Consider the following 14,857-nt stretch of genomic DNA (forward strand, 5'->3'; position numbering starts at 1 on the left):
TCCCGATCGAGGAGCCGCCGTCCCCGAAGCCCGCCGTCCTTGAAGCCGCCGTCCTTGAAGCCGCTGCCCCCGAAGCCGCCGTCCCTGAGAGCCCGCCGCATCCGAGCAGCCGCAGAAGGATGCGAGAAGTCGCAGAAGGAGAGCTGCCGCCCATGACAGACGTCCTGAAGGCCCCCCTGGTCGTCGAGTTCCCGTTCACCCGCTCGCTCGGTCCCGTGCAGTCCGCCTTCCTCACCGGACTGCGCGAGCGCGCCGGGCGGGGCGTGCGGACGCGCGACGGCCGGGTGCTCGTCCCTCCCGTCGAGTACGACCCGGTGACCGCGGACGAGATCCGCGACCTGGTCGAGGTCGGCGCCGAGGGCACCGTCACCACCTGGTCCTGGAACCCGAGCCCGCGCCCGAACCAGCCGCTGAGCACCCCCTTCGCCTGGGTCCTCGTACGGCTCGACGGCGCGGACACCGCGCTGCTGCACGCCCTGGACGCGCCGGGCGCGCACGCCGTGCGCACCGGCATGCGGGTACGGGTCCGCTGGGCGGGCGAGCGGAGCGGCGCGATCACCGACATCGCGTGCTTCGAGCCGTCCGAGGAGGCGGCGCGAGGCGGCGCGAAGGGCGACGCGCCAGCCGGCGCGCGCGCTGAGGCGACCGGCGCGGGCGGCGCCGTCCGCGCCGGCGCCGCGGGCCGCACGGCCACCCCGCACAGCGGCGTCTTCGCCGACCCCGTCACCGGCATCGTCACTCCCGCCCGCCTCGACTACACCTACTCGCCCGGCCGCGCCCAGTCCCGCTACATCGCGGCGCTCGCCGACCGCAAGACGATCGGCGAGCGCTGCCCCGCCTGCCGCAAGGTGTACGTCCCGCCCCGCGGCGCGTGCCCCACCTGCGGCATCGCCACCGACGAGCAGGTCGAGGTGGGGCCGAGCGGCACCGTCACCACCTACTGCATCGTCAACATCAAGGCCAGGAACCTCGACATCGAGGTGCCGTACGTCTACGCCCACATCGCCCTGGACGGCGCGGATCTCGCGCTGCACGGCCGGATCGGCGGCATCCCCTACGACCAGGTGCGGATGGGGCTGCGGGTGGAGCCCGTATGGACCGAGGGCAGCCGGCACCCCGACCACTACCGGCCCAACGGCGAGCCCGACGCCGACTACGACGTGTACAAGGAGCTGCTGTGATGCGGGACACCAGGGACACCAGGGACACCAGGGACGCCGACACCGGGCACGGCGACATCAGGGAGATAGCCGTCGTCGCCTTCGGCCAGAGCGACCACACCCGGGACAGCGACGAGGTCTCCGAAGTCGAACTGGTCATGCCCGTGCTGCACGACACGCTCGGCCAGGTCGGGCTGAAGGCGGGCGGGATCGACTTCACCTGCTCAGGCTCCAGCGACTACCTCGCCGGGCGCGCCTTCTCCTTCACCATGACGCTCGACGGCGTCGGGGCCTGGCCGCCGATCTCCGAATCCCATGTCGAGATGGACGGAGCCTGGGCGCTCTACGAGGCGTGGGTCAAGCTGCTCACCGGCGAGGCCGAGACCGCGCTCGTCTACGCGTACGGCAAGTCCTCTCCCGGCGACGTCCGGGACGTGCTGACCCGCCAGCTCGACCCCTACTACGTAGCGCCGCTGTGGCCCGACCCGGTCTCGCTGGCCGCGCTCCAGGCGCAGGCGCTCATCGACGCGGGGGACACCGACGAACGCGCCCTGGCCGGGGTCGCGGCCCGCAGCCGTACGGCCGCCGCCGGCAACCCGCACGCCCAACTGCGCTCGTCCGCCGCCCCCGACCGGCTCCTCGCCGAGGAGTACACGGTGCGGCCGCTGCGCCGCCACGACTGCCCGCCGGTCGGCGACGGCGCAGCCGCCGTCGTGCTCGCCGCCGGGGACACCGCGCGCCGGCTCTGCGCCCGCCCCGCCTGGATCCGCGGCATGGACCACCGCATCGAGGCGCACAGCCTCGGCGTACGGGACCTCACCGCTTCGCCCTCGACCCGGCTCGCCGCCGAGCGGGCCGGCCTCTTCGAGCGGCCCGTCGACACCGCCGAGCTGCACGCCCCCTTCACCTCGCAGGAGGTCGTGCTGCGCAAGGCGCTGCGGCTCGGCGACGAGGTGAGCGTCAATCCGTCGGGCGGCGCGCTCGCGGCCAACCCGATGATGGCCGCCGGTCTGATCCGGATCGGCGAGGCGGCGGCCCGCATCCAGCGCGGCGAGTCCGACCGCGCCCTCGCGCACGCCACCTCCGGCCCCTGCCTCCAGCAGAACCTCGTCGCCGTCCTCGAAGGAGACACCGATGCCTAAGGAGCCCGTGGCCGTCGTCGGGATCGGCCAGACCAAGCACGTCTCCGCCCGGCACGACGTCTCGATCGCCGGCCTGGTCCGCGAAGCGGCCGTACGGGCCCTGGCGGACGCCGAGTTGACCTGGGCGGACATCGACGCCGTCGTCATCGGCAAGGCCCCGGACTTCTTCGAGGGCGTCATGATGCCGGAGCTCTACCTCGCCGACGCGTTGGGAGCCGTCGGCAAGCCGATGCTGCGGGTGCACACCGCGGGCTCGGTCGGCGGCTCGACCGCGCTCGTCGCCTCGAACCTGGTCGCCGCCCGCGTCCACCGCACGGTGCTGACCCTCGCCTTCGAAAAACAGTCCGAGTCCAACGCCATGTGGGGCCTCTCGCTGCCGGTACCCTTCCAGCAGCCGCTGCTCGCGGGCGCGGGCGGCTTCTTCGCACCGCATGTACGGGCCTATATGCGGCGGACCGGCGCGCCCGACTCGGTGGGGTCGCTGGTCGCCTACAAGGACCGCCGCAACGCCCTGAAGAACCCCTACGCGCACCTCCATGAGCCCGACATCACCCTGGAGAAGGTGCAGTCCTCGCCCATGCTGTGGGACCCGATCCGCTACTCCGAGACCTGCCCGTCCTCGGACGGCGCGTGCGCGATGATCCTCACCGACAGCGCGGGCGCGGCACGCGCCCCGCACCCGGCCGCCTGGGTGCAGGGCGGCGCGATGCGCAGCGAGCCGACCATGTTCGCGGGCAAGGACTTCGTCTCGCCGCAGGCGGGCAAGGACTGCGCCGCCGACGTCTACCGGCAGGCCGGAATCACCGATCCGCGCCGGGAGATCGACGCGGTCGAGATGTACGTGCCGTTCAGCTGGTACGAGCCGATGTGGCTGGAGAATCTCGGCTTCGCGGCCGAGGGCGAAGGCTGGAAACTCACCGAGTCCGGCGTGACCGAACTCGACGGAGACCTCCCCGTCAACCCTTCCGGCGGCGTGCTGTCCACCAACCCCATCGGCGCTTCCGGCATGCTCCGGTTCGCGGAAGCGGCGCTTCAGGTGCGCGGCAGGGCGGGGGCGCACCAAGTGGACGGCGCGCGCCGGGCGATGGGTCACGCGTACGGCGGCGGCGCCCAGTTCTTCTCCATGTGGGTGGTCGGCGCGGAGCCTCCCGCGAACTGATCCACCGGCGTCCGGGCCCGGCGTGAAGCAGGTCGAGAAGTTGAGCGTCCTACCACGTGGAGCGGGTACCCGCCGGACAGATCGCGAGAATCGTCTCGCGGCCTGTCCGGCACCGGTCGCGATCGCTAGGCTGACCCCGGACGACGAACCGGGAGGAGCGCTGACGTGGCCGACAGCATCACGCACCAGCCATTGGCTGGCACCCAGAAGCCCAAGCTCGATCTCAGCAACGCCGATTGGCAGTCGAGCAGTCAGGGAGCGGGGGACGTCCAGATCGCCTTCATCGAGGGCTACATCGCGATGCGCGACGGACGCATCCCGGAGGGCCCGTCACTGATCTTCACGCCCGGCGAATGGCGCGCCTTCGTACTCGGCGCGCGGGACGGGGAGTTCGACCTCACCTGAGCGCCATGGAACCTGAGCGGTACGGACCGGCGCGGACAGCGGCCCGGCTGTGAGAGTGAGCCGCCCGAGGATTTCGGGCGGCTCGCTCTCATGCCCGTGCGGGTCAGCAGGTCCGGTCCGTTCAGGGCCACAGCAGCTCCTTCTTCCAGGAGGCGTCGGCGCGGCGGTAGCCGAGGCGGGTGTGCTCGCGCTCCTTGTCGCCCTGCCAGAACTCGACCTGCTCGGGGCGCAGCGTGTACAGCGTCCACTGGGGCGGTACGAGGCCGGGTTCGCGCTCCAGCCGGGCCAGCGACTCCCGCACCGCCGCGTCCCGGGAGGCGAGGCCGTCCAGCGGGCGGCTCTGCCTCCCGAGCAGCGCCTCGGCGCGCGCGCCGGCTGTGCGGGCCGGCTGTGCGGGCCAAAAAATCGGCGGCGGCGCACTCCGCGCTCTCGCGCATCGCCGGGCCCCGCACGCGCACCTGCCGGGCCAGCGGCTGCCAGTAGAAGGTCAGTTCCATGCAGGCATCAGGGCTCCCGCCCACTCCGTCCGGCACACCGGCTGACGCACTGGCCGTCGAGCTGGCCGTCACCATTCGCCACGACGGACATGGCGGCGTCGCCGACGACTTGAGCGATCCGGCTGGGCTGACGGACTTGGTGCGCCGCCGGGCCGACGCGTTCGACGGCGTCCTGGACGCGGCCCGGTTCAGCGCGGACGAGGCGGTGCTCGGCGAGGTGCGCGAGTTGCGGGCCGCCGTCCGCGCGCTTTTCGCGCGCGCCGTGCGGCCGGGGCCGGTGAGTTCAGCCGACGCGGACCGGCTGCTGCCCGTGGCCGAGGCGGTCGGCCGGCTCAATGCGGCAGCGGCCCTGGTGCCGACGGCGGCCCGGCTGGAGTGGCCCGAAGGGGGCGCGCCGGTGGTCCGTACGGAGACCGCCGCCCTCGCCCCGGACCGGGACCGGCCGGCCGCCGCGCTGGCCCGCGCCGCGATCGGCTTCCTCGCAGGCCCTGACCGCGAGCGGCTGCGCGCCTGCCCCGCTCCGCGCTGCGTGCGCTATTTCGTCAAGGAGCACCCGCGCCAGGAGTGGTGCAAGCCCTCCTGCGGCAACCGCGCCCGGGTAGCCCGGCACCAGCGGCGGCACCGGACCGCGCCATAGCGAGTACGCGGTAGGCGCGGGCCCGGCACGCGACGTGATCCGCCGAGCCGACGCGCGCCCGCATCAGCTGCGAGGTGGTCGCGGCCTCCACCACGACCGGCTGTCCGCGCCGCACGAGCGGGTCGTCGAAGCGGTCGCCCCGCTCGACTCGCCGACCCGCTCAACTCGCCGGCGCGGAGCTCTGATTGAACAGGCCCGCCCACGGCCGCTGCCGGCCCTCGCTGACCGCCGCGATGCCCCGGGCGTCGTAGCGGGCGGTCTCCAGCGACCAGGCGAGGTTGCCCCGCATCACATGCCGCATGCCGTCCACATAGTGCTCGACATGATCGCGGAGGGTCGCCGGGACGCCGGAGTCGGCGAGTGAGCCCGGAAGCTCCTCGGCGAGCCGCTGGAAGCGTCCGATGCGGTCGTTGGTCGCCCGGACGACGCGGCGGACGGCCTGGCCGACCGTGCAGTCCTCGCTCCGGTGCAGGATGATCACGCTGTTGTTGACGTCCCCCGCCGCGAGTTCCTTGTCCAGCGAGACGATGTCATTGACGAAGATCACCACATCGGCGGTGATCTCCCGCATCTCGGCGAGCGGCGAGCCGGTGTGCAACTCTCGCGGGATGGTGTAGCGGCCCGCGCGCTCGGTGAGGTCGAGGCAGGGCTGCACGCCGATCGAGTCCCGCCGGCCGCGCAGGAACTGCTCCAGGGAGAGCGGCCCGCGCCGGGTCCGGTTGAGTGACTCCCAGTGGTACGCGTCCAGGTATTCGCGCCAGTGGTCCCGGAAGCGGTGCTGCCACGCGAGCGGCGTGCCGTCAGCGATGCGCCGCCACAGATCGCGGTACCCCACGAGCAGCGGGCCGGGCGATTCGCCGGCCCGCGGCGGCACTTCGGGGACGTCGTACATCGTCCGCACGATCGCGTCCACCAGGACGGCCACGGCCTCCGGCCGCAGCCCCAGGTCCCCGTCGAACTGGTCGTCGAACAGGAAGAACCAGCCGTTGAGGTCGGTCGCCAGTTCGAGGTCGGCGCCGCGGGCCTCCGGATAGAAGTACGCCATCAGCCGCTCCAGCCGCAGCACGTCGTACTCGGCCGTCGCGGACTCGCCGCGCAGCATGCCCAACTCGTGCAGCCAGCGCAGCGTGTGGCGACGGGCCGCCTCGGTGTCGGGGCTGATCCCCAGGGGGGCGCGAATGTCGATCCGCGCGGTGCGCTCAGCGAGATTCGACCCCGGCCGCGGGCTGCCGAAACCTGTCGGTTCTGTCATGATCCGCCCCCTTCGTGCTGCGCTGTTCTGCTGCGTTGTGATGATCCGATACTGGCGGAATCAGGCCCTCAGGAAGCCTTCAGTGAACGGGAACAACGTTGAGGGGTCAAGGATTTGACGCGGAGTGCGCCGGGGCACGGAGGTGTACCGGCAGCGCGTAGCGCCGGTGCGCGCGCTCCCTTGCCGACTGCCGCTCCGAGCAGGGCGTACGACCGGGCGCGCGCAGGGCGCGCGCACTCCCGGTCCAGTGCTACGGATCTTGCCGTACGGCTCCGGCGGACCGGCTGTCCGGCGTACGCTCGGCGTTACCTGCCGAAGGGGAGCGGACGTGGCAGATATGAACGGCCAACACCGTCGAGCGCGACAGCCCTTGCTCGAAAGGGAATCCGAACTCGTCGCGCTGGACCATGTGCTGACGGAACTGTGTGGAAGTGCCGAAGATCCGGTCAAGGCGCGTGCGGGCGGTCTCATCGCCTTCGCGGGTCCCGCCGGCCTCGGCAAGACGGCGCTGATAGCGGAAGTACGCCGCAGGGCCGCCGCCCGCGGCTGCACCGTCCTGATGGCGCGCGGCGGTGAGCACGAGCAGGGCGTGGCCTTCCACGTCGTGCGCCAGCTCGTCCAGCCGATATTCGCCGCCGCCGACGAAGCGGAACACCGCAGGGTGCTGGGCAGCTGGTACGACATCGTGGCCCCGGCCGTCGGCCTGGTCGCCACGGCGGGCGGTGCGAGTCCCGACCCGCAGGGCGTACGGGACGGCTTGGACTGGGTCGTCACCCGCTTCGCCGTGCAGCAGGCGCCCGTCGTGCTGATCCTCGACGACGCGCACTGGGCGGACTCGGAATCGCTGGCCTGGCTCAGCGCGTTCGTCTCGCGCGCCGAGAAACTCCCGATGCTGGCCGTCGTCGCCTACCGGCCGGACGAACTGCCCCTGCACGCCACAGCGTTCCGCAGGCTCGCCGAACGGCAGGGCTCGCGCCCCTTCGACCTGGCGGCGCTCACTCCGCGAGCGGTCGGCCGGATCGTCCGGGAGCTGCTGGGCGAGGCGGCGGACGACGCCTTCTGCCGCGAGTGCTGGGCCGTCACCGGCGGCAACCCCTTCGAGGTGGTCGAACTCGTCGCCAAGATCGGCGAGCGCGGCCTCAAACCGCAGCAGGCCAATGTGCCCGAGCTGCGCGACCTGGCGTCCGCCGTCAAGGGCAACGGCCTGATCGAGCGCCTGGAGCGGCTCGGCAGCGCCACCGTCCGGCTGGCCTACGCGGCGGCCGTGCTCGGCAGCCAGGTCTCCCCCTCGCTCGCCGCCGGCCTCGCCGGACTCGGCAGGCAGGAAGCGTCGGACGCCGCCGACCGGCTGCGCGAGGCCCGCATCCTCGGCGAGGGCAGCAGCACCGACCACACCTGGGAGTTCTTTCACCCCCTGGTCGCCACCGCCGTCTACCGCGCGATCCCCGGCGCGCTGCGGGTCGCCATGCACGGCCAGGCCGCCATGAGCGTCACCGACGCCGGCCTGGGCGCCACGGCCGCGGCCCGGCACCTGCTGGAGATGCACCCCGACAGTGACTCCTGGGCCGTGACGCAGCTGCGCGCGGCGGCCGAGGAATACCTGCGCGCCGGAGCCCCGGACGCGGCGCGCCGCTGCCTGGAGCGCGCCCTGCGGGAGCCCCCGGCCATCCAGGACCGGGCCGGCGTGCTCTTCGAACTCGGCCGCTCCTCACTGCTGAGCGAGCCCGCGACCACCGTCAACCATCTGCGCACCGCCCTGGAGGAACCCGAGCTGGAACCGGAGCTGCGCGAGGCCATCACCTACCGGCTCGCCCAGGCGCTGGGCCACACCGACTGGATGGAAGAGGCCGCGCGGGTCGTCGCCCAGGAGGCCGGGCGGGCCACCGTCTCCCGCACCCGGCTGCGCATGCAGGCCGAGCAGTTCATGTGGAACGCCTTCCGCGCCGACGAGGAGGACTCGCCGGCCCGCTCCCGGCTGCTGACCCGGCTCGCGGACCACCTCAAGGGCCGCGGCACGGCCGAGCGCTACATCCTCGGGCTGCGCGCCTGGGACGCCATGGTGCGCGGCGAGAGCGCGAGCACCGCGCTGCACTACGCGGAGGAGGCGCTCGGCGACGGAATGCCGTGGACCGAGGAGAACGGCGCCTTCGAGGTGCCGGTCCTGGTCGCGCTCACCTTCATGTACTGCGACCGGCCCGGCAGAGCCGAGGAGCTCTTCATCAAGGGCATCGCCGAGTGCGAACGCAAGGGCTGGCGCGGCGCGCACCTCTCGTTCGGCTACACCCTGCTCGGGTACATCCGCTACCGGCGCGGCCGGCTCGCCGAGGCCGAGCAACTGGTGCACAGCGGATTGCAGATCGCCGACCGGGTGGGGCAGCGGGTGCCCGCACAGTGGTTCGCGATCGGCATCCTCATCGAGATCCTGCTCGCCCGCGGCCGCACCCAGGAGGCGCGGGAGCTCGCCGACACCTACGCGTACGGGGAGGTCGTCCCCAACGCCGTCGTCTACCCCGACTCCGAGACCGTCTACAGCGAACTGCTGCTCGCCCAAGGGCTGCGCCAGGACGCCGAACGGCACCTGACCGCGGTCGGCCGGCGGCTGGATCCGCGCGGCATGCGCAATCCGGCATGGTGCCCCTGGCAGCTGCGGCTCGCGCAGGCCCTCGCGCTCTCGGACCCGGCGCGGGCCATGGAGAACGCCCAGGAGGCGGTCCAGCGCGTCCGGCACTTCGGCACCCCCTCCGCGATCGGCACGGCGCTGCACACTGCGGCCGCCGTGACACCCGGAGCGGCCGGCATGAAGCTGCTGTCCGAGGCTGTCCAGCAGCTCGAACGCTCGCCCTCCGCCTACACACTGGCCACCGCGCTGGTCGACCACGGCGCGGCCCTGCGCTCGGTCGGCCTCCCGCAGGACGCGGCCGACCGGCTCTACCGCGGTCTGGAGGGCGCGGTGCACTGCGGGGCGGACACCCTGGCGGCGCGCGCCCGCGACGAACTCTCGGCGGCCGGGCTGCGCCCGCTCCAGCTGCGCATCACCGACAACGACGCGCTCACCGGACAGGAGCGAGTGGTGGCCGAGCTGGCCGGCCGGGGCTGCTCCAACCCGCTGATAGCGGAGAAACTGGCCATCCCCGAGCGGGATGTGGGCCGGTTGCTGTCCGTCGTCTACCGCAAGGCCGGTACCGACCACGCGGGATTGCCCAGGCTCTTCGGAGCCATTCCGGACGGGGGCGGTCACTAGGCCCGGTGCGGTGAACCGGCCCCAGCCCGCCGGCCGAGGCCGATCGCCGGTCAGGACCCGGCTCCGGGAGTCCCCGACAGCCGGAGCACCCCGTGGCTCCCGCACGTCGCGGGGGGCTGCCGGGCACGTACCATGTCCGCATGTCGTTCCTCCGCCGCCGCAGCGCCGCCATGCCCACCGGGCCGGATTTCGACGTCCTCGCGATGGACCCGGGGGACTGGCCCGGCAACCTCGGCGCCGGGCTGCTGCCCGCTCCTGACGGCAGCTGCCAGGGCGTCTTCCTCCGGTACGACCTGTTCGGCGGACGCGGTCCCGCGATGGTCATCGGAAACCTGCCGCTGGGCTCGCCGGTCCGGGATCTCGCCGAGGGGCAGGTGCCCTTCGAGGTCGCCCAGCTGCTCGTGGCCCTCGGCAACGAGGAGGAGGTCGTGGTGGTGAGCACCGAGGACACCCCGGTGATGCACGAGGACAACCTGCTGATCGTGCGCCGCCTCAAGTGTTCCGAGGGCCGGATCTCCTGCGCCCAGTTCGACCGCAACGACGGCGTCCTCGTCACCATCGCCAGCTGGGACCGTCCGATCACCGACGACCTCTACCAGCTGTTGAAGCCGCTCCCCGCGGAGCTGTTCCAGCAGGGCTGAGCCCTCGCCCGCACCCCACCTCTCGGCCCTTTCTGTTTTGTCATGCCCCTTGTCGATCTGGTCATCGGACCTCTAGCCTCGGTCTCGCCCATCCGGGAGAGCGTGCTTCGAGCCGTCCGAGGAGCTGGTGATGCATCAGGGGATTCGTCGTAGAACCGCGGTGAAGACCGCGATGAGTGGGGTCGCAGCGCTCGCGGTGGGAGGCCGGGCGGCTGCCGCCGCGGCTGCGGAAGGTGCGGGGCCGACGGGCGCGGCTTCAGCGGAGGGCGATGCGGCTACGGCCGACACATCCGATGAATTGACGCTCTGGTACAGCAAGCCCGCCGCCGACTGGGAGCGTGAGGCGCTGCCCATCGGCAACGGCGCACTCGGCGCGATGGTCTTCGGAACCGTCGCCTCCGAACAGCTCCAGTTCAACGAGAAGACCCTGTGGACCGGCGGCCCCGGCTCGCCGGGCTACGACTTCGGCAACTGGCGGCGGCCCCGCCCCGGCGCCGTCGAGGGCGTACGGCGGCAGCTCGACGAGCAGGGCACGGCGAGCCCCGAAGCGGTGGCCTCGCGGCTCGGCCAGCCCAAGACCGGCTTCGGCGCGTACCAGACCTTCGGCGATCTTCGGCTGGACATCCCCGGCGCGCCCACCGCCCCCGAGGGCTACCGCCGGGAACTGGACCTCCGCGACGCCGTCGCCCGCGTCAGCTACACGACGCGGGGCGTCACCCACCGCCGCGAGTTCTTCGCCTCGCACCCCGGCAACGTCATCGCCGGCCGGCTCACCGCCGACCGTCCCGGCCAGGTCGGCTGCACCGTGCGCACCACCTCGCCGCACGAGGGCCGCCAGGTCTCGGCGGCCGGCGGCCGGATCGCCGTACGGGGCAAGCTCAAGGACAACGGACTCGGCTACGAAGCGCAGATCCGGGTCTTCAACCACGGCGGTACGCGCACCGAGGACACGGCGGCCGGCAGTGTCACCGTCACCGGGGCCGACGACGTCTGGTTCGTCCTGTCGGCCGGCACCGACTACTCCGAGACCTACCCCCACTACCGCGGCGACGACCCGCACCGGCGCGTCACCCAAGCGGTGGACGCCGCGCCGGTGATCGGCTACGGCGCGCTGCTCGACCGCCATCTCCGCGACCACCACAGGCTGTTCGACCGGGTCGCACTCGACATCGGCCAGGCCATGCCCGCCGGAGTGAGCACCGACAAGCTGCTCGCCGGATACACCGGGGGCGCGAGCGCGGCCGACCGCGCGCTGGAAGCCCTCTACTTCGCGTACGGCCGCTACCTGCTGATCGCCTCCTCCCGGCGCGGCTCGCTGCCCGCCAACCTGCAGGGCGTCTGGAACAACAGCACCACCCCGCCCTGGTCCGCCGATTACCACACCAACATCAACATGCAGATGAACTACTGGCCCGCCGAGGCCGCCAACCTCGCCGAGACCGCCGAGCCGCTGGACCGCTTCGTCACCGCGCTGCGCGCCCCCGGCCGGATCACCGCCAAGGAGATGTTCGGGTCCGCCGGCTGGGTGGTCAACAACGAGACCAATCCGTACGGCTTCACCGGCGTCCACGACTGGGCCACCGCCTTCTGGTTCCCGGAAGCCGCCGCCTGGCTCACCCGGCACCTCTATGAGCACTACCGCTTCAGCCTCGACGCCGGCTATCTGCGCCGCACCGCCTACCCGGCGATGAAGGAGGCGGCCGAGTTCTGGCTCGACAACCTGCACACCGACCCTCGGGACGGCAAGCTCGTCGTCTCGCCCAGCTACTCGCCCGAGCACGGCGACTTCACCGCCGGCGCGGCCATGTCCCAGCAGATCGTCCATGACCTGTTCAGCAACACCCTGGAGGCGGCGGGCACGGTCGGCGAGGGCGCGGAATTCCGCACCCGGCTGGAGAAGGCGCTGAAGGGACTCGACCCCGGGCTGCGCATCGGGTCGTGGGGCCAGCTCCAAGAGTGGAAGACCGACCTGGACAGCCGGACCGACGACCACCGGCACGTCTCGCACCTCTTCGCCCTGCACCCCGGCCGGCAGATCCAGCCCGGCAGCGAGGAGGCCGCCGCGTCCAAGGTCTCGCTCACCGCGCGCGGCGACGGCGGCACCGGCTGGAGCAAGGCGTGGAAGGTCAACTTCTGGGCGCGGCTGGGCGAGGGCACACACGCCCACAAGATGCTCGCCGAGCAGCTCAAGAGTTCGACCCTGCCCAACCTCTGGGACACCCACCCGCCGTTCCAGATCGACGGCAACTTCGGCGGCTGCGCGGGCGTCGTCGAGATGCTGGTCCAGAGCCACCACGGCGTCGTGGACCTGCTGCCCGCACTGCCCGCGAGCTGGCCGACCGGCTCGGTACGGGGACTGCGGGCGCGCGGCGACGCCACCGTCGACCTGGACTGGCAGGACGGAGCGGCCCGGCGGATCGCGGTGACGGCCGGCTGCGACGGTGAACTGGGGTTGCGCTGCGGCTTGTTCGACGCCGGGTACACCGTGCGCGACACGCGGGGCGGGGGCGCGCGGCGGCCGTCCGTACGCGAGGAGGACGGCGTCCTGCTGCTCCGGGCCGACGGCGGGCACACCTACGAGTTCACGGCGCGCGGCTGACGGACCGGACTGACGGCGGCGTACGTACAGATGCGCCGCCCCGTCAGTCCATCCGACCGGCACCGCGAGCGTGGGGCCCCGCCCGGAATCCGACAGGGGCCCCACGCTGCGGCATCGGCCGGGGACTACCTCCCCGACGACCGCGCGATCACGTCGGCGGCCTTCACATAGGCGATCCGGTGTCCGAACTGGATCTCGTAGTAGCGCTCCTCGCCGCGCACCAACGCGTGCCCAGCGGTCTCGAACGTCGGCGCGTAGAAGTACTCGCCGCGCACCTTCCCGCCGACCGCGTACTTCTGGCCGGCCAGGAGCTTGTACGGGAGCGGGGAGACGGCCTGCACGGGTACGCCGGCCGGGTAGGCCTCCTTCTCCGGGTAGGCCCTCCCGTACACCGGGACGTCGGCCGCGCCGGGCTTCGGCGTGATGACGAGCCCCTTGGCGTCGACCGCGGTCGGCTGCCGGCGCGGGTTGTGGAACCACGCCTGCTGGCCGAGGTACCAGATCGCCGTCCAGTCGCCCTGCCGCCCGGCCACCGCGTACCGCTGGCCTGTGGAGGCGCGGGCGCCCGTGTCGTTGACGCCGGTCGTGGAGTCGGCGCCGTTCGGCCGCAGCCCGATGTCCTTGACCAGCGGCGCGTCGGCGGCGGGCGCGGTGTGCAGCCGTACCGCGCCGGAGCCGTGCGGGTCGCACAGCTGTCCGGCCTTCACGCAGCCGGTGTAGTCGGGCTTGTTGGCGGCGTAGTCCGGCCGGATGGTGACCAGCCCGCCGTGCGAGCCCGCGGTGCGGTGGAAGGGCTTGCCGATCAGCTTGAAGTAGTGCGACCAGTCCCAGTACGGACCCGGGTCGGTGTGCATCCCGCCGATGCTCGCCGCGGTCGGGCCGGGCACGTTGTCGTGGCCGATGATGTGCTGCCGGTCGAGCGGGATGTCGTACTTCTTGGCGAGGTACTTCACCAGCCGGGCGGACGTGCGGTACATCGCCTCGGTGTACCAGGCGTCCGGCGCGATGAGGAAGCCCTCGTGCTCCAGGCCGACGGACTTGGAGTTGATCGCCCAGTTGCCCGCGTGCCAGGCCACGTCCTTGGTCCGGACGTGCTGGGCGATGTGCCCGTCCGAGGAGCGCAGGGTGTAGTGCCAGGAGACGTACGTCGGGTCCTGGACCAGCTTGATCGTGGTGTCCCAGGAACCCTCGGTGTCGTGCACCACGATGTAGTCGACGGACTGGTCCCTGGGCCGGTCCGCCTTGTCGTGGTTGCCGTAGTCCCCGTCGCCGAACTCCTCGTAGGGCGCCGGGATCCACTCGCAGCCCACGGCCGAGGGGCACTCGACGCCGTTCCCCTCGGCGGGGGCGCGCAGCTGCAGCCGGCCCAGCTGCGCGGTGTCGGCCGCGACGCCGGGGCTGCCCGCGAGGGCGACCCGCTGGCCGTCGTCGGTGGTGCGGGCCTCGCCGGTGCGGATGACGTCGAAGACATCGTTCGCGAAGGCCGCGGCGGTCGCCGAGTCGTCCGCGCCGGAGTACCCGGCGACCGCGCCGTACCAGTCGGCGGGGTCGGAGCTGAGCGGCTTGCCCAGCTTGCGCTGCGCGGCCGCGAGCAGCGCGGCGCCGCCCGCCACATTCGCCCGGGAGCTTCGCCGCAGCTCACCGGCCGGCAGATCGGTCAGCTCGGCGGCGCGGTCCAGGGTGCGCAGCCGAGCGGGGAGTTCGGCGGTCTCGGGGACCTTGGTGCGGACCGTCCTGGGGCGCGAGGTGTCACCGCGGGCGTCCTCGGCGCCCTCGCTGTGGTGCGGGGCCTCGGCCAGCGCGGTCCGCGCGTCGGTGAGGTGCATCGGCCCGTAGCCGCCGGAGACGCTGGGCGCGCCGTGGTGCGCGTCCCACCGGGTCTCCAGATACGAGACGCCGAGCAGCACGCTGCGCGGAACCTGATAGCGCGCGGCCGCGTCGCTGAACGCCGCCTGCAACGCGCCGGACCGGGGTTGCTCCGCGGTCGCGGACGGGGCGGCTGAGACCAGTGGCAGCAGCAGCGCCGCAGAGGTCACGACGCCTGCGGCGCGCAACGGCCGCCGGGTGCGTGGGCGGTCGGTTCTCGGGTGGTGAGGGGCGGATCGCAATGCAGCCTCCTTGAGC

Annotated in this window: 11 protein-coding genes; 8 read left to right on the forward strand and 3 right to left on the reverse strand. The window is 72.7% G+C overall.

Annotated features, from left to right (window positions below):
- The first annotated feature begins 152 nt into the window (after positions 1-152).
- The 4 genes from QMK28_RS19940 to QMK28_RS19955 all read left to right on the forward strand — a co-directional run bounded on the left by QMK28_RS19940 (position 153) and on the right by QMK28_RS19955 (position 3,866).
- Entirely contained in the window at positions 153-1,181 is a 1,029-nt protein-coding gene (locus tag QMK28_RS19940) for a Zn-ribbon domain-containing OB-fold protein (RefSeq protein WP_326439838.1), read from the forward strand.
- The gene (locus QMK28_RS19945) at positions 1,181-2,302 is read left to right on the forward strand and encodes a thiolase domain-containing protein (protein WP_326439839.1); all 1,122 of its coding nucleotides are present in this window, start codon (positions 1,181-1,183) and stop codon (positions 2,300-2,302) included. Before QMK28_RS19940 ends, QMK28_RS19945 begins: the two co-directional genes overlap by 1 nt.
- Positions 2,295-3,461, forward strand: a complete 1,167-nt coding sequence (locus QMK28_RS19950) for a thiolase domain-containing protein (protein ID WP_326439841.1) — start codon at positions 2,295-2,297, stop codon at positions 3,459-3,461. Before QMK28_RS19945 ends, QMK28_RS19950 begins: the two co-directional genes overlap by 8 nt.
- Positions 3,462-3,626: 165 nt before the next feature.
- The gene (locus QMK28_RS19955; protein ID WP_326439843.1) at positions 3,627-3,866 is read left to right on the forward strand and encodes a DUF397 domain-containing protein; all 240 of its coding nucleotides are present in this window, start codon (positions 3,627-3,629) and stop codon (positions 3,864-3,866) included.
- Positions 3,867-3,987: 121 nt separating this feature from the next.
- Here the strand turns inward: QMK28_RS19955 and QMK28_RS19960 are convergent, their stop codons facing one another.
- Positions 3,988-4,167: a pyridoxine 5'-phosphate oxidase C-terminal domain-containing protein gene (locus QMK28_RS19960; RefSeq protein ID WP_326439845.1), complete on the reverse strand. Its 180-nt coding sequence runs from the start codon at positions 4,165-4,167 to the stop codon at positions 3,988-3,990.
- A gap of 194 nt (positions 4,168-4,361) precedes the next feature.
- Between QMK28_RS19960 and QMK28_RS19965 the strand changes: the two genes are divergently transcribed.
- On the forward strand, positions 4,362-5,000 hold the full coding sequence (locus QMK28_RS19965) for a CGNR zinc finger domain-containing protein (RefSeq protein WP_326439847.1): 639 nt from the start codon (positions 4,362-4,364) through the stop codon (positions 4,998-5,000).
- Positions 5,001-5,160: 160 nt separating this feature from the next.
- Here the strand turns inward: QMK28_RS19965 and QMK28_RS19970 are convergent, their stop codons facing one another.
- Complete coding sequence (locus QMK28_RS19970) at positions 5,161-6,252, reverse strand: isoafricanol synthase (protein ID WP_326439849.1); 1,092 nt, start codon at positions 6,250-6,252, stop codon at positions 5,161-5,163.
- A gap of 337 nt (positions 6,253-6,589) precedes the next feature.
- Here QMK28_RS19970 and QMK28_RS19975 point away from each other — a divergent pair, with 337 nt between their 5' ends.
- The 3 genes from QMK28_RS19975 (at position 6,590) to QMK28_RS19985 (ending at position 12,733) form a co-directional block, all read left to right on the forward strand.
- Positions 6,590-9,493: a helix-turn-helix transcriptional regulator gene (locus QMK28_RS19975; protein WP_326439885.1), complete on the forward strand. Its 2,904-nt coding sequence runs from the start codon at positions 6,590-6,592 to the stop codon at positions 9,491-9,493.
- 140 nt (positions 9,494-9,633) lie between these two features.
- Positions 9,634-10,134: a hypothetical protein gene (locus QMK28_RS19980; RefSeq protein ID WP_326439851.1), complete on the forward strand. Its 501-nt coding sequence runs from the start codon at positions 9,634-9,636 to the stop codon at positions 10,132-10,134.
- 172 nt (positions 10,135-10,306) lie between these two features.
- Complete coding sequence (locus QMK28_RS19985) at positions 10,307-12,733, forward strand: glycoside hydrolase family 95 protein (RefSeq protein WP_443050775.1); 2,427 nt, start codon at positions 10,307-10,309, stop codon at positions 12,731-12,733.
- A gap of 125 nt (positions 12,734-12,858) precedes the next feature.
- Here QMK28_RS19985 and QMK28_RS19990 read toward each other — a convergent pair whose 3' ends face one another.
- On the reverse strand, positions 12,859-14,841 hold the full coding sequence (locus tag QMK28_RS19990) for an N-acetylmuramoyl-L-alanine amidase (RefSeq protein ID WP_443050776.1): 1,983 nt from the start codon (positions 14,839-14,841) through the stop codon (positions 12,859-12,861).
- Between the last annotated feature and the right edge of the window lie 16 nt (positions 14,842-14,857).

Source organism: Streptomyces sp. H27-D2 (genome assembly GCF_035828615.1).
Lineage (GTDB): Bacteria > Actinomycetota > Actinomycetes > Streptomycetales > Streptomycetaceae > Streptomyces.

Bases quoted from the DNA above. Each gene is read 5' to 3' on its own strand.
- QMK28_RS19940 (WP_326439838.1), top strand. From the start codon at position 153: ATGACAGACGTCCTGAAGGCCCCCCTGGTCGTCGAGTTCCCGTTCACC.
- QMK28_RS19945 (WP_326439839.1), top strand. From the start codon at position 1,181: ATGCGGGACACCAGGGACACCAGGGACACCAGGGACGCCGACACCGGG.
- QMK28_RS19950 (WP_326439841.1), top strand. From the start codon at position 2,295: ATGCCTAAGGAGCCCGTGGCCGTCGTCGGGATCGGCCAGACCAAGCAC.
- QMK28_RS19965 (WP_326439847.1), top strand. From the start codon at position 4,362: ATGCAGGCATCAGGGCTCCCGCCCACTCCGTCCGGCACACCGGCTGAC.
- QMK28_RS19970 (WP_326439849.1), bottom strand. From the start codon at position 6,252: ATGACAGAACCGACAGGTTTCGGCAGCCCGCGGCCGGGGTCGAATCTC.
- QMK28_RS19975 (WP_326439885.1), top strand. From the start codon at position 6,590: ATGAACGGCCAACACCGTCGAGCGCGACAGCCCTTGCTCGAAAGGGAA.
- QMK28_RS19980 (WP_326439851.1), top strand. From the start codon at position 9,634: ATGTCGTTCCTCCGCCGCCGCAGCGCCGCCATGCCCACCGGGCCGGAT.
- QMK28_RS19985 (WP_443050775.1), top strand. From the start codon at position 10,307: ATGAGTGGGGTCGCAGCGCTCGCGGTGGGAGGCCGGGCGGCTGCCGCC.